This is a genomic window from Streptomyces sp. NPDC020192 (genome assembly GCF_044388685.1).
Lineage (GTDB): Bacteria > Actinomycetota > Actinomycetes > Streptomycetales > Streptomycetaceae > Streptomyces.
Map to the genome: position 1 here is coordinate 25,770 of NZ_JBIRXG010000045.1, position 13,910 is coordinate 39,679.

The window sequence follows — 13,910 nt, forward strand, 5'->3', positions numbered from 1 at the left end:
GGTTCGGCAGCCGGGCCGAGAGTGCACCTTGAGCCGGCTGCAGCACGCAGGGGCCGGAGGTACTGCCCCCACGGGCAGCACCTCCGGCCTGGTCGATCGGGAATCAGGCGCAGTTGTGTGCGCCGCTGGTGCTGGATGCGACAACGACGTCGGCCAAGCCGCCGAGGGCGATGAGGTGTACCGCGTTGACGGTCAGGCCGTGGTCCGCGCCGGGTGTCGGCAGTTGCTCATTGATGATCAGTTCGGCTCCGCCGGCCAGTTTGATCACGCTGTTCGGTGCGGTCGGCACGGTGACCGGCACGCCGGCGATGGTCAGCTTCATCGTGGCGCTACCGTGCGATTCCGAGCACGTGCTGACCGACGTCGAGGTGACGCCGCCCAGTCCGATCAGCGGCAGGCCCGGCAGACCGATCGTGGTCTGCTGCAGCGACGCGGTCATCGTCGCCGTGCCGGGTGTCAATGCGGTGCTCCCGTCGGCGCACAGCGCGGCCGCGTTGATCAACAGGGTGTTGACCGTCGCGGTACACGGGGGAGCGGTCCTGCTCGCCTGCGCGGTGCGGATCGCGCCGGTGTCCGGCGTCGGTGGGACCTTCAACGACAGGAGCAGCGCGTTGACCTGTGCGGACAAGCCGAACGCCCGCCCGGTGAAGTACTCCAGCCGGGCCGTCGCGGGTCCGGTGGACGCAAGGTAGAACGGGTCGCCGGCGAACGTCGGGGTGACCGGCAGGGTCGCGGTGTCGTTCAGCGGCTGGTTGAGCGTCGGGATGGTGCAGGACACGGTGCCGGATCCGTCGGTGTTGCCGGTGCAGCTCTGCTGCGCGGTACCGCTGCCGATCGCGATGGTCACCGGGCGGCCGGCGACAGGCGCCGCGCCGTCTTCCCGCAGGATGCCGGACAGTGTTGCCGACACGCCGTTGGTGAGATGGCTCGGCCCGCTGTAGGTGAGGGTGGTCTCCTCGCGCGTGATGGCGAACGCCGCGGTCGCGTGGCTCGGCAGCGTCTGGTCGTTGCCCGTGAAGTCGGCGGTGAGTGTGGTCGAGCCTGCCGCCTGGCCGGGGGTGAGTGGGCAGTTCGCCGAGCCGTTGGCGTCGGTGGTGGCCGAGCAGGTCTGGCCGGGGCCGCCGTTGCCGAGCGCGAACGAGACGGTCGCGCCGGTGATGGGTTTCCCGCCGCTGGTCAGGCTGGCGGACGCGGTGAAGGCGTCGTGATAGTCAGCGGTCTTTGGGCCGGTGTACGTCAGTACGGACGGCTTCGGGCCGCTCGGCACAGTGAAGCCGATCTTCGCCGAAGTACCGGTCTCTCCGGCGCTGTTGGTCCCGTCGGCCCAGATCTGGTGCGTCACACCTGGGGTCAGAAGGTTCGCCGGTATCGTCCAGGAGGCCACCTTGGTGCTGCTACCCGTGTGCTTCACCGGGTCGAGGGTCCAGGCGTACCCGGGTGACGTCGACCCCGACGGCGGTCCGCCAAGGCTTCCCTCGCCGGCACCGTCGGTTCCGGCAACCAGGGTGCCGTCGATGTAGTAGTGCTCGTGGGTCAGGTTCTCCTTCCCGTCGCTGGTGTTGTTGTCGACGCTGGCGGTGAGCGTGATCGGGCCGGTCAGGGCTTGCCCGTTGCTGATGCCGTGCACCGTCAGGGACGGCGCTGATGGCGGTGGCGGCGGGGGTGTGCTTCCTGCCGGGTCGTGGAGCCAGCTGACGCCGACCATGCCGGGAAACGGGTGGACGACGCCGTTGGAGACGATGATGGTGTTACTGCCCCCGGGGTTGAAGTTCTCGTCCATCACCTTGAGCGTCGCGGAGTAGTTCCGGTCGTAGGTGGCAGAGACGACGATGCCGACGTGGCCGTCACCGTTGCTCGCGGAGATGTCGCCGGAGGCGATGACGTCGCCCACCTTGGGCAGTTCAGCAGTGGTGTAGGGGTTTCCGTGCCCGTACATGACGAGCTTCTGGCCGCTGGCCCGGTCGGTGAGGCCGTTGTAGGCGTTGGCGAAGTTGTAGCCGTGGCCGACGGACTGGACCGGGATACCCCACGCCTGATAGGCATAGCGGGTGGGGAGCTCCACGCATTGGAACTCGCTGACCTTTGGCCCGCCACCTGGGAAGGTCGTCTGGTATTCGGTTCCGTGCGAGTGACCGCCGCTGAAGTTGCCGCAGGACTCCAACCCCTGCCAAGAGTTCTGCATCGTCTCGCCGGGGGCGTGGTTGACGTCGCAGTCACCGCTCCACCACGACGGCCTGGACCCGATGCCGGGAACTCCCGCGCTCGTCGCCTTGGGCGCGGCGGTGAGAGCGGCCGTGTGCGCCGCCGTGGACATCGTGGTGGGTACGTCGGGCTTGGGCGAGGAGATGACCAGGTCGTGCGCGAAGTTCGAAGCGTCGGCGTAGCGGTGATCCTTCTCGGCCCGGATCACCCACAGTCGGTTGCCTGCCGCGAGCACCCAGGTGTAACGGTCGATCGCGGAGAGGCCGGACTGGTCCAAGTCCACGCGCGGCTGCGTGTATATGCCGGTCGGCTTCTGTCCGAAGGCGGAGATGGTTACGCCCTTCTGCGGGACGCCGCCTTGTGCCAAGGCCAACTGCCGCTGCCAGTTTGCAGCTTCGGCGGCCGAGGCCACGCCGAGGTCGGGGTTGCCTGGCATGGTCTTGCCGAACGGGACAGTGGTGATGGCGAAGTTCGCGAAAGGGGTCATCGTGGTGGCCGAGGCGCTCTGGGACAAGTCCCCTGGGGCGCTCACGGCGAACGGTACCTCTGGCAGGTCCTTGGAAGAGACCCGCAGTTGGACCCCGTCAAGGCGCAAACTCTTCGTGGTGGCGGTACCTGCAGCGGGAACAGCGGCATGACCGCGGGCTGCGGTTGCCGACGCGACCTGGCTCGGTGAACCGGCGAAGGCGATCACGGTCGCGACGAGCGCGACCCCAAGTCTCGTGACGCGGGGTGTCCTCACTGATGTCCTCACAGCTTCTCTTCTTTTATCAGTGACAGGGTGTCCGCGGCGGACTGCAGGGTGCTGCCGCCATCCCCCGTGAGGCAGGTGTGGACGTTCAGACTGCCTGCCTGTACATCCGGCGCAAGGCGGACCAGAACCTATGACGGCTGCGGCTCGGCGCGAAGGACCTGTTTGCACTGCGATGCGGTCCTTCCGGTGCAGAACCGCACAGCGAGCCCCTTTGCCCGCCTGACAGAGCCACGGATACGCTCCGGCCGAACGGATTCGGCTGTCTCTTGGGGGAGCGACATGCACGGTGATGATCCGCGTACGGACACGGCGGCGGCCGAACGGACTCGACGGGCCGAGGACGTGCTGAACATGCAGCGTGCCGCCCGAAAGGGGGGCACCGCACGGCTGCTCCGCTGGCTGGCAGCGCGTACCGGGGCCGCCGTCTTCCTGGTGAACCGCTCGGGCATCGTAACTTCCCCGCTCCGGTCCCCCCTCGGCAGGGCGGAGTACGATCTCGTACGGCACGGGATACGGGAGATCACCGCACGGGGACTCAGGTCCGTGGCCATCGACGAGGAGCACCTCGCGTGCCTCGTTCTTCCCCTCGACAGCCCGCCAGGCGTCCGCGCACCGCTCCTCGCCGCCGTACTGTGCCGGCCGACGCCACCAGGTCTGCGGCCACTGCTCGCGGACGCCGCGTCCTGCCTGAGCCTGTGCTGGCAGCTGGAGCACACCCGTCGGCAGCAAAAGTGGCTCCAGCTTGCCGATGCTCGGACTCGCGAAGCCGTCCTGCATCTGCTGATGAACGGTCAGGTGACCGCCGCACGCCAGGTCGCCGGAGCCCTACGCCCCGCACTGCCCGACGTGGCGCGGATCTACGTCGTCGAGGGACCGTACGCGATACGCGGCGCGGTGGCGGACGCATGGGCCAAAGCGGTCGACGACGCGTGGATCGTGCCGTGCCCCGTGTACGTCGACCACCTGATGGTGCTGACGCCTGCCAGCTCCGAGACACACCCCGGCAGCCCTGCCGAGCCGGCCTGGCCCCGCTCCGCGACGAACGCCTGCTGGATCGGAATGAGCGACCCCGTACCCTTACGCGACACCGCCACCGGCTACGCCCAGGCCTTCCACGCTCTGGCCGCCGCCCGCCAACGCGCCGAACGGTACGCCTCGTTCGCGGCCGATCCCGACCTGGCGCTCACCATCGGGCCGCCCGCACAGGCCTGGGCCACGGTCTTCCTCGCGCCACTGCGCACCCACCGCGCACGGCGCCCGCAGGACCCGGACAGCAGGGAACTACTGGCCACCGCGGCGTCATGGCTCAGTTTCTCGTCCCGTGCGACGGTCCATCTGAAGATCCACCGCAACACCCTGACGGCGCGTCTCACACTTATACAGAAGCTGCTGGGCCTTGACCTGGACCGGCTCGCCGACCAAGCCGCACTGGCGCTCGCACTCCGTGCGACCGCCGCCGGCACCCCGCCCGGCCTGGAGCCCCGCACGGGGGACCCCGAGGCTCCGGCGCCCTCCTTGGACGAACTCCTCGCGCTGCCCCACGTCCTGGCGTGGGCGCAACGCCGGTTCCGCCCGTTGCAGATGCCCGGCGTCCCGATCTGCATCGCGCAGACGCTCACCACCTGGCTGCGCCTCGACGCACGCATCGGCCCGACGGCCGCCGCACTGTCCCTCTCGGCATCCGCGGTACGCAAACGCCTGGCGCGGAGCGAGGCGTTGCTCCAACGCTCCCTGCTGCGCTCCCCGAGCGCCGTCCACGACCAGTGGCTCGCACAACAGGCCCTCGACTTGGCTGAGCGGAGCGCAGTGCCCCGTCTCGCTTTGCTGGCCGATTGATGTTCGGCGGTTGGTTTTCAGTAGGGGAGCGGGCTTGTTTTGGGCTGGCGGCCCGCTGAAGTCGTGGTACCGATTTGGTGCTGAAGGGTGCTGACGAAGTGGGGTGTTGTTGGCGCCGGGCTTGTAGCGCCGTGTTCGCCTTTTGGGGTGATGTGGTGCCGTGTGTTTGCTTGTGTCGTTGGCCAGTGGATCTGCGCAGTGATGGGCATGCTGACCTGGGTTTCGCAGATTGACTGTTGGGCTTCGTGGGTGGTGTTGGTCAGTTTGTGTGTGATGAGCTGCGGTTTTTGCCAGTGGGTGTACCGCGTCACAGTCAGTTGGTGTTGTGGCTGGTTGGGTGCTCGGTGTCCGGTGGGTCTGTCGATGAGTTTCGAGACCGCATGTCGGTCAGCGCCGTGAACGCCTCGGGTTGAGGTGTACGAGTGTCGGTGCGTGTCGGCAACACCGGAGGGCTTGCGGTGGGAGCATCGGCATGCTCCGTGCTGTGAGGGGGCGTCGATGGCGCCGAAGTCCAAGGTCGAGTTGTCCGCGGCGATCCGCAGGGACTGCCGTGCCGGGTTGTCGAAGCGGGCCGTGATGCGTAAGTACGGTGTCGGCCACCCGACGGTGCAGAACGCTCGGGAGTCGGCCTGGCCAGGCCGCGTAAGAAGCTGCCGCCTCGGCCGGCGCGCCTGGATCCGTACAAGCCGTTGGTCGACCAGATGCTGCGGGCCGATCTGGATGCTCCGCGCAAGCGGCGGCACACCGCGAAGCGGTCTTGGACCGGCTGCTTGAGGAGCATCAGGCCCATGGCATCTCCTACGGCATGGTCCGCGATTGCGTCGCGGTTCGCCGGGGTGAGATCCGCGCGATGGCCGGACGTGGTCCCGTTGAGGCGTTCGTGCCGCAGTTGCATCGCCCCGGCGTTGAAGCGGAGGTCGGCTTCGGGGATGTGACGGTGCGTCTGGCCGGACAGACGGTGGTCTGTTACCTGTTCAGCTTCCGCCTGTCGTATTCGGGCATGTCAGTGCACCGGATCTTCGCGGCCGGCGGGCAGGAAGCGTTCTTCGAAGGCCATGTGCACGCCCTCATCACCGGACTGTATGTGAAGGTCGACGACGAGATCGGAGACCGCCGATGCCTAGGCAGGCCGCCACAGTTGAGCGACTCAGTCCGTACTTGCCCAAACGGCCCGGATACAACAAGAGGCTGCGGGCCGCGTTGCCAGTGGTCAAGAAGGCGATACGGCTGCTCGCCGTGGACAGCGACTTCTGGTTCGACAACCACTGGATCGTCGACTCCACGCCGGTGCCGGCGACATGTCCCGGCCCACGGTGAAGCGGTCGGATATGGCCGGCTGGGCCGGATACGGGTACTGCGCCTCTCACTCGCGGTTCTTCTGGGGTCTGCGCCTGTACCTGGTCTGCACCCCGGCCGGGATGCCCATCACCTGGGCACTCGCGAACCCGAAGATCGACGAGCGGGAAGTGCTGGCCTCGATGCTGGACTGCGAGCCTCATCTGGCCACCGACCGTCCTGGGCTGTTGGTCATCGCGGACAAGGGCTTCGCCTCCAAGGAGTTCGAGAACGACCTCGCGATGGGCGGCGCTGAACTGCTCCGGCCGTCCTTCAAGCGGGAGAAGCGCCGCAAGGGCGAGTGCCTGCTGAAGTCGGTGCGGCAGTTGATCGAGTCGGTCAACGACACGCTGAAGGGGCAGTTGGATCTCGAACAGCACGGGGACGCACCTTCGAGGGTGTCGCCGTCCGGGTCGCCCAGCGGGTCCTCGCAATGGCCGCCGCCATCTGGCACAACCACAAGACCGGTGCACCCAGCCTACGGTCACTGACCGCGTTCGATCACTGACGGTAACGGAACCGTGTCTCGGCCCAACCGGCGACACGGTCTCGTCGTGCAGGGACATTCACGGTCGGTCGGTGGCCGGCCCGGGCGGGCCGGCCACGCCAATGCACGCCTCGTTACCCTCGGGGTCGGCCAGCACCCAGTTCGACGGCGCGTCGGCGTCGTTCACCAGGCGTCCACCGGCCGCGAGCGCTGCGGCTATCCGGGCCTCGGCCTGGTCGTACGGCAACCACACGTCTACGTGGACCCGGTTGCGCTGCGGGCGCGGTGCGTCCATTTGCTGGAAGTAGAACGGTGCCCCGCGGCGGCGCGGGTCGATCAGGTCCTCGCTGCTGTTCGCGCGGTCCTGGTAGCCGAGCAGGGCACGCCAGAACGCCACCACGTCGGAACCTGTGAGGGCATCGATGGTGACCTGGACGGTCTGCACGGCGGACGGGTCAGCCGGTATGTCCAGCGTGTGGGCCACCTCCGAGATCTGCCGGGCCAGCTCGACGTGCCGTTCGGTCAGCCCGTAGTAGTCGTCCGTGACCGTGATCAGCCGTACGATCACGCCCTCCTGCCTTACGTCGATATCCGGGTGATCGTCCCCAACCCGCGGCATCTCACTGATCGCCTGTACGAACTGGGCGCCGACCGCGAACGACCCGGTGCGGAAGTACGCACATGCCCCATCGCCCACGACGCGCCAGTCCTCCACGCCGACGGTCTCGTGGAACTGCTGCGGCCTGATGCGCTCCATCTTGCTCTCTACGTAGGTCATGTGCTCAACGTAGCGTGCAGGTCCGACAACCCCACTCGGCCATGCGGCACTTCGGAACTACTCGTCGAGGTGGACCCCTTAGCCGAGCTGAACCTGCTCGTCGAGCAGTGGGACGAACAAGACGATGCCCGCCGCATCCGGATGCGGCCCCGCACCATCGGCGAGTATTTCGCCGTCGAACAGCCCCTCTTGAAGCCGCTGCCGGACGAGCCGTTCGACACCATTCGCACCTTCGCCCTGCGGGTGGACCGGCACAGCCGGATCTCGGTCCGCACCAACTGCTACTCGGTGCCGGTCCGCTTCATCGGCCGCCGGGTGTGGGCCGTGCTGCACGCCAACGAGCTGGTCGTCTACGACGGCAGCACAGAGATCGCCCGGCACGAACGGCTGATCGCCAAAGGCGGGGAACGGCTGGTCCTTGACCACTACCTGGAAGCCCTGGTGCGCAAGCCCGGCGCCCTGCCCGGGGCGACCGCGCTCGAACAGGCCAAAGCTGCAGGGAAGTTCACCCCGGTCCACGACGCGTGGTGGGCCGTGGCCTGCAAGGCCCGGGCGACCGCGGCGGCACCCGGGCCCTGATCGACGTGCTCCTGCTGGGCCGACGGATCCCGCACGAGCACCTGGTGGCCGGGCTCGCCGCCACCCTGCGGGTGGGAGCGCTGACCGGGGACGCCGTCGCGCTGGAGGCCCGCAAGGCACAGGAAGCCGACGACGCCGACACAGCTCTGCTCGAGCCCGAGCCGCGGCGGCGGGAACCAACCGTCACCTTCCTGACCGCGCGCCGGCTGGCTCATCTCCCGCCCGACACCCGGCCGCTTCCTTCACCGGCCCCCTACGACCAGCTCCTTGGCCGCACCCGCGGCACCACCGCTGCCAGCAAGGGAGAGCAGATGCCGGCAACGCCACCAGCCGCCGCCGGATGAGCGAGCAGGCGGCCGAAACCGCCGTGGTCGGCGCCTGCCGGATGCTCCGGCTGCCCACCATCCGCGGGAAGTTCCCGGACCTGGCCGAGCAGGCTGCCCGCGAGCAGATGTCCTACCTTGGAGCTCGACAAACACGGCGCCGAACTGCTGTTCCAGGTTCTGACGGAACGCGAGGAGAAGAGCAGCGTCGCCATCGCCTCCAACGAGGCTTTCGGCTGGACCGAGACCTTCACCAACCCCCGGCTCTGCACAGCCATCGTCGACCGGCTCACCTTCAACGGCACGATCATCGAGTCCGGTACCGACTCTTACCGTCTCGCCCAGTCCCGGGCCAGGGCGAAACAGGCCGCCACAACATGACGCCCCATCCTCCCAAAGTCACGAGCCACAGTCTGCGAACTTATGATCGCGCGGGTTGGTTGGCGATCAGAAGGGTGGTGCCAGCGGGGCGGAAACCTAGGCGTGAGTAGATGCGGGCGACGGCGTCCGCTGCATAGGCGAGGAAGATGGTGTTCACTCCGTTGTCACGCGCGTGGGCGACCAGGGCCGCCGTGTGACGGCGGCGGCCAGGCCCTGTCGGCGGGCGGTGGGAAGGGTGCCGATGCCGCCGATCTCGGTGGTGGCGTTCGCCGGGTGGTAGTGGCCGGCGGCCAGTGGGGTGCCGTCCGGGGCGAGGGCGGCGATGAGCGTTTTGTGCCCGGCGCGGATGGTGGGGCGGACCGTTGCCACCGTGCCGTCCTCCGTCAGTTCCCCGGCCACCACCGACAGCTCCTTGCGACCCGCCGAACCAACCGCAGTGCCCTCCTCTCCGAAGGCCAGGCGAGGAAGGGCGAGAACTTCGGGCAACGCCGGGTCATCGGCCGTCAGAACGCGGAGCGTCACTCCGTCCGGCAACGGCTGCGGGTCGAGCTGGTGGTGCGGGTCCAAAGCCATCAGTGGGCGTTCCGCCACGGGCAGACCGGCAGCCTCGATACGGGAACGCAGCCTCGGTGCCGCCTCGGCCAGCCACTCGAAAGCCTCCACCACGCCGAGCTCGCGCTGCCGGAACCGCACCCGGGCGATGTCAGCGGCGGTGACCGCCGACGCCCCCTCCGCGGTGGGTTGGGCATGGCTGGGACCGCCGTAGTACGGGGCACCTGGCTTCCTTCGCACGAACAGCCGCAAGGGACCGAACTCTTCGGCGTCAGAGAACAGCAGTGGCACGGTGGCGTAGTACTGCTCGATGCGGATACGCAGCGAGTCGCTCATGCGGCGCATCCCACCACGGGAGGACGCTGCACCGCACCCGAGATTTACCGACGGCAACCGTTCTCACCACGGAGGAAGACCCTCAAGCCGCTGGGTGTTGCTGGAGTTTCGACAGCACTGGGCCTCTCGGGCTGTTCGATTGGTCGATGCGGCTGGTCCGGCCATGGCCGCTGCTCTTCGCTCCCTAGGCCCTGTCGTCAAACTCCCGCCTGCCCCGCGACGGCATGCACGCACTCTCGCCGCACCGGGCCCGGGCCCAAGTACATCCAGTACGAGGGCCGGGGCCCGGCACGCCGATAGCACGCACCTGACGCCGCAGGGCCCGCCCTTCGGGCGGACGACGGGAGTTTGACGACAGGGCCTAGGTGAGTGCCTCGTCATCGGCAGGGCTGCGGCGCGGCGGTTTCATCAGACGGCTTTGACGACGGTGCCGGAACCTTCGAGTGCGGAGACCTCGTCGGCAGGCGCCGTTGTGTCGGTAACGAGGGTGTGCAGGAGCATGGCGGGGCCGACGTGGGCGTAGGCGGTGCGGCCGAGCTTGCCGCCGTCCGCGACGACGATGATGCGACGGCTGGAGGCGATGCCGGCTTTCTTCACCGCGGCGTCGTCGAGGTCGTAGGCGGTCAGGCCCTCGGTGGCGCTGAGTCCGCAGCAGCCGATGACCGCGGTGTCGAAGCGCAGCGCGGTCAGGGAGGCGAGGGTGAGGGGGCCGGTCAGGGCTCCTTCGGCGGCGCGGGGCCGTCCGCCGGGCACCATCAGCGTCGCCGGGCCCGGGGGGTCACTGAGGACGTGGATGGCCTGGAGGGACAGGGGCATGACGGTGACGGGCCGCTCGCGCAGAAGGCGGGCGACCTCCAGGCAGGTGGTGCCGCTGTCCAGCAGGACGCTCTCGCCGTCGGCGATGAGGGAGGACACCTCGGCGGCGATCCGGCGCTTGGCGTCGACGGCCTCGCGGGCGCGCAGCGCGAACGGCGGCTCCTCGCCCCGCAGCAGCAGGGTCCGCGCGCCGCCGCGGACGCGTTCGAGGACGCCCTGCCCGGCGAGTACGTCGAGATCACGCCGGATGGTCATCTCCGATGCGCCGGTCAGCGCGGCGAGGTCCTGGACGGTGACCTGGCCCGCCTCCCTGACGGCCTGTGCGATCACGGAGTGACGGTCTGCATTGCTCATACGCGCGATTGAACACCACCCTAGAATGCACATGCAACATGTTCGAAAGGGCGACTTTCAAACATGTAGGTTGTTCGTTACGGTGGGAGTGTGAACCCTCCGCTTCGAGCCGCTCGCGCGGCGACCTTCATCTACTTCGTCCTGGCCGGGACCCTGATGGGCACCTGGGTGGTGCACATCCCTGCCATCGAGACACGGGTCGGCATCAACCACGCCACCCTCGGGAGCCTGCTGGTGCTGCTCGGGCTCGGGGCCTTCGCGGGCATGCAGGTGGCCGGCCCCCTGACCGACCGCTTCGGACCACGCCTCGTGGTCCCCGCAACCGGTGTCCTGGCCAGCGCCACCCTGATGCTGCCCGGCCTGGCCCGGGACCCGTGGATGCTGGCAGGGGCCCTGCTGGTCTTCGGCTTCTGCAACGGCTGCCTGGACGTGAGCATGAACGCCCATGCCGTTCACGTGGAGAAGGCCTACGGCCGGCCCGTCATGTCGGCCTTCCACGCCACCTTCTCCATCGGCGGCGTCATCGCCGCCCTCGCCGCGGCGGGCGCCGCAGGTGCCGGCATGAGCCCGGCCGCCACGCTCGGCGCCTGCGCCGCGCTCGGCATCGTGATCGCGCTGGCCTTGGCCCGCGGCCTGCTGCCCGGCACACCCGCCAATGTCGCCGCCACCCCTGCCGAGCAGGCTTTGGCCGCCAGGCGGCGCGGCACCGTCAGGCGGATCTGGATCCTGGCCGCGCTGGCGTTGACGACGATGCTGTGCGAGGGAGCCGCCAACGACTGGAGCACCCTTCACCTCAAAGACGTCCTGGGTGCTCCGGCGGGCCTCGCGGCCTTCGGGTACGGCACCTTCGCGGCGGCGATGACCACCGGCCGCCTGCTCGCGGACCGGGTCGCCGCCCGGTTCGGGTCGATGGCCGTCCTGCGCTACGGTTCGGCCACGGCCGCCGTCGGGATCACGATCGCCGCGTTCGCCCCGTCGACATGGGCCGCGTTCGTGGGCTGGGCCCTGTTCGGCCTGAGCCTGTCGGGCTGCATCCCCCAGCTGTTCAGCGCGGCCGGCCACACCGACCCCGCCGCGGCCGGCGCGAACGTCTCCCGGGTCGCCGGGCTCGGCTACCTCGGCATGCTCGCCGGACCCGCCGTGATCGGCTGGCTGACCCACCTCACCGCACTGAACCACACCTTCCTGCTGCTCACCCTGCTCTGCGCGGCCACCGCCCTGGCCGCCGGCGTCCTGCGCTCCGGCTCCGGCGCCACGCCCGAGCCGGAACCCGAGCTGGCGTCCAGCAGCCACTGACCGCCTGTGCGGCACGACCCTGACACCGTGTCGCACAGGCCCCGCCCACCCTCGAAACCGCCCCGGCCAGGAAGCACCACCGCCATGTCCACCGACCGACACATCGTGCTGTTCGACCTCTTCGGAGTCATCGCCTGCCACCAACGCCCCGGCGCCCTGGAACAGATGGCCACCCTCTGCGGCGCACCCGCCGACGCCTTCGCCGACACCTACTGGGCCTGCCGCCCGCCCTACGACGCCGCCCAGCAGACCGCGGCCGGGTACTGGACCACCATCCTGCGACAGCTGTCACGCCCCGTCGATACCGACACGATCGAGGAACTGCGGCTCGCCGACATCGACAGCTGGTCCCGGGTCGACGACCGCATCGTCGCCTACGTGCAGCGCCTGCGAGACCGCGCCGAGGTCGCCCTGCTGTCCAACATCCCCGACGACCACGCTGACGCCTTCCTCGCCGCGCAGCCCTGGCTGCGGAACCTCGACCACGTCGCCTTCTCCGGGAAGATCAGTGCGGCGAAGCCGGACCCGGCGGCGTTCCACCACTGCGTCACCGCCCTGCGGGCCGCACCGGCCGACTTCCTGTTCATCGACGACCGCGAGGAGAACGTGCACGCAGCCCAGGCCATCGGCATGAACGCACACCTGTTCACCCAACCCGACGAGCTGACAGCGGCCATCGACACCTGGCTGCTATCCCGCGCTGGCTGACCAACCTCGTTGCCGCGGCCGAATGCGGCCTCAGTGCGATGACGCAGCGGCCCGGGCCCATGGTCATCAGCACGAGGACGTGCACGGAGCGCCCGAGACCCGGGGAGGGGCACCAGCGTCAGGCCCGCGGGGCTTGATCCAGGAGCGGGTGAGGCACCCCAGCCGTTCGATTCCTCAAGGCCCCACGGTGCTGTCGAAGCAGCAGCGATTGTCCATCAGTTTGGGTGGCGATGGGCGGCCGGCGGGGCCGTGGACGTTCACGAGAAATGACGTCAGAACCGGACGGGCCCGGGCAGGTGAGTTGACCGGTCGGCGAGTCTTGATCGCTACCAAGCCTGCTGATTGGCTGGTCGGCATGACTGATCTTGGACCCGTCGCCTGGCCGCCGGCCCCGATCAGGACCGAGAGGCTCGTGCTCCGTGAGTCCGAGGCCCGGGACCGTGCGGCGTTCATCGAGTTGTTCGCCTCAGCGGACGTGCACGCCTACCTCGGTGGCCCCCGGCCGCGTGATGAGCTCGAACGCGAGGTGCCTGAGATCCCCTGACGGCGGCCTGGCTTCTTCGTGATCGATCTCGACGCAGCGATGATCAGCCAGATCACGCTCGCCAGAGACACGGGGCACCTTCGGCAAGCTGCCGGGAAGACCGAGCTCGGCTACCTGTTCCTGCCGGAGGCGTGGGGATGCGGATACGCCGCCGAGGCGTGCGCAGCGGCACTGGGCTGGTTCGCTGACGCGCTTCCTGGCGAACGAGTGGTACTCGCCACCCAGACCGCCAACGTCCGCTCGATGCGCCTCGCGCCAAAGCTTGGCTTCACCGAGGTAGAGCGGTTCGAGGCCTACGGCGCTGAGCAGTGGTTCGGCATGTGGTCCCCGATCGCGTACACCATCAGCCGTGGCGGGAGCAGCCGCTGACGCACCTCACGGGGCTGACTCTTCCCGAGCACAGCATCCACCAACTCCCGTGGAAACACCGACGTGAGATCCCCAAGCGCCATGCGATCGACCAGCCGAGCAGCCACGGAAGCCCACCCCTGGTATCCGTTGAACCGTCAACACGGCCCAAAGTCAACGGCATTGGCTTTGACCTCTGAGTCAGTCATCCCAACAGGGCAGCCGTGAACAACCCGTGGTGAGCCACCAGCCACTCCTGGATGCGGTCCCAACGCTGCCAA

The 13,910-nt window shown here is 68.8% G+C and carries 11 protein-coding genes and 3 pseudogenes; 9 read left to right on the forward strand and 5 right to left on the reverse strand.

Annotated elements, in window-relative coordinates; genetic code table 11:
- Positions 1–103: 103 nt before the first annotated feature.
- Positions 104–2,734: a choice-of-anchor P family protein gene (locus ACH47Z_RS42680; protein WP_399084535.1), complete on the reverse strand. Its 2,631-nt coding sequence runs from the start codon at positions 2,732–2,734 to the stop codon at positions 104–106.
- Positions 2,735–3,235: 501 nt separating this feature from the next.
- Between ACH47Z_RS42680 and ACH47Z_RS42685 the strand changes: the two genes are divergently transcribed.
- From ACH47Z_RS42685 to ACH47Z_RS42695, 3 genes are all read left to right on the forward strand, one after another.
- Positions 3,236–4,792: a helix-turn-helix domain-containing protein gene (locus tag ACH47Z_RS42685; protein WP_399084538.1), complete on the forward strand. Its 1,557-nt coding sequence runs from the start codon at positions 3,236–3,238 to the stop codon at positions 4,790–4,792.
- A 1,158-nt stretch (positions 4,793–5,950) separates the two neighbouring features.
- Complete coding sequence (locus tag ACH47Z_RS42690) at positions 5,951–6,109, forward strand: hypothetical protein (protein WP_399084541.1); 159 nt, start codon at positions 5,951–5,953, stop codon at positions 6,107–6,109.
- Positions 6,091–6,618 carry a transposase gene (locus ACH47Z_RS42695; protein ID WP_399084544.1) on the forward strand — a complete coding sequence of 176 codons (528 nt, stop codon included), beginning with the start codon at positions 6,091–6,093 and terminating at the stop codon, positions 6,616–6,618. Before ACH47Z_RS42690 ends, ACH47Z_RS42695 begins: the two co-directional genes overlap by 19 nt.
- Positions 6,619–6,693: 75 nt before the next feature.
- Here ACH47Z_RS42695 and ACH47Z_RS42700 read toward each other — a convergent pair whose 3' ends face one another.
- Entirely contained in the window at positions 6,694–7,392 is a 699-nt protein-coding gene (locus ACH47Z_RS42700; protein ID WP_399084547.1) for a VOC family protein, read from the reverse strand.
- A gap of 69 nt (positions 7,393–7,461) precedes the next feature.
- Between ACH47Z_RS42700 and ACH47Z_RS42705 the strand changes: the two genes are divergently transcribed.
- From ACH47Z_RS42705 to ACH47Z_RS42715, 3 genes and pseudogenes are all read left to right on the forward strand, one after another.
- A complete protein-coding gene (locus ACH47Z_RS42705; protein ID WP_399084550.1) occupies positions 7,462–7,971 on the forward strand; it encodes a Mu transposase domain-containing protein in 510 nt (169 codons plus the stop codon).
- Between the two features lie 5 nt (positions 7,972–7,976).
- Positions 7,977–8,315 (forward strand): hypothetical protein, encoded by a 339-nt coding sequence (locus tag ACH47Z_RS42710; RefSeq protein WP_399084553.1) that lies wholly within the window; start codon positions 7,977–7,979, stop codon positions 8,313–8,315.
- Between the two features lie 117 nt (positions 8,316–8,432).
- Positions 8,433–8,675, forward strand: a pseudogene (locus tag ACH47Z_RS42715) (ATP-binding protein); the annotation flags it as partial.
- A 40-nt stretch (positions 8,676–8,715) separates the two neighbouring features.
- On the opposite strand, the pseudogene ACH47Z_RS42720 reads toward ACH47Z_RS42715, so the two are convergent.
- Both ACH47Z_RS42720 and ACH47Z_RS42725 read right to left on the reverse strand, forming a co-directional pair.
- Positions 8,716–9,572 (reverse strand): annotated as a pseudogene (locus tag ACH47Z_RS42720) (GNAT family N-acetyltransferase).
- A gap of 399 nt (positions 9,573–9,971) precedes the next feature.
- Positions 9,972–10,733 (reverse strand): DeoR/GlpR family DNA-binding transcription regulator, encoded by a 762-nt coding sequence (locus ACH47Z_RS42725; RefSeq protein ID WP_399084557.1) that lies wholly within the window; start codon positions 10,731–10,733, stop codon positions 9,972–9,974.
- A 90-nt stretch (positions 10,734–10,823) separates the two neighbouring features.
- Between ACH47Z_RS42725 and ACH47Z_RS42730 the strand changes: the two genes are divergently transcribed.
- The 3 genes and pseudogenes from ACH47Z_RS42730 to ACH47Z_RS42740 all read left to right on the forward strand — a co-directional run bounded on the left by ACH47Z_RS42730 (position 10,824) and on the right by ACH47Z_RS42740 (position 13,650).
- Positions 10,824–12,029: an MFS transporter gene (locus tag ACH47Z_RS42730; protein WP_399084560.1), complete on the forward strand. Its 1,206-nt coding sequence runs from the start codon at positions 10,824–10,826 to the stop codon at positions 12,027–12,029.
- 84 nt (positions 12,030–12,113) lie between these two features.
- Positions 12,114–12,737, forward strand: a complete 624-nt coding sequence (locus ACH47Z_RS42735; RefSeq protein ID WP_399084563.1) for an HAD-IA family hydrolase — start codon at positions 12,114–12,116, stop codon at positions 12,735–12,737.
- A gap of 355 nt (positions 12,738–13,092) precedes the next feature.
- Positions 13,093–13,650 (forward strand): annotated as a pseudogene (locus tag ACH47Z_RS42740) (GNAT family N-acetyltransferase).
- Here the strand turns inward: ACH47Z_RS42740 and ACH47Z_RS42745 are convergent.
- Positions 13,575–13,733 (reverse strand): transposase domain-containing protein, encoded by a 159-nt coding sequence (locus tag ACH47Z_RS42745; RefSeq protein ID WP_399084577.1) that lies wholly within the window; start codon positions 13,731–13,733, stop codon positions 13,575–13,577. The pseudogene ACH47Z_RS42740 and the gene ACH47Z_RS42745 overlap by 76 nt on opposite strands.
- Positions 13,734–13,910 lie beyond the last annotated feature (177 nt).

Coding starts and splice junctions, on each gene's coding strand:
- ACH47Z_RS42685 (WP_399084538.1), top strand. CDS start 3,236: ATGCACGGTGATGATCCGCGTACGGACACGGCGGCGGCCGAACGGACT.
- ACH47Z_RS42695 (WP_399084544.1), top strand. CDS start 6,091: ATGTCCCGGCCCACGGTGAAGCGGTCGGATATGGCCGGCTGGGCCGGA.
- ACH47Z_RS42700 (WP_399084547.1), bottom strand. CDS start 7,392: ATGACCTACGTAGAGAGCAAGATGGAGCGCATCAGGCCGCAGCAGTTC.
- ACH47Z_RS42725 (WP_399084557.1), bottom strand. CDS start 10,733: ATGAGCAATGCAGACCGTCACTCCGTGATCGCACAGGCCGTCAGGGAG.
- ACH47Z_RS42735 (WP_399084563.1), top strand. CDS start 12,114: ATGTCCACCGACCGACACATCGTGCTGTTCGACCTCTTCGGAGTCATC.
- ACH47Z_RS42745 (WP_399084577.1), bottom strand. CDS start 13,733: ATGGCGCTTGGGGATCTCACGTCGGTGTTTCCACGGGAGTTGGTGGAT.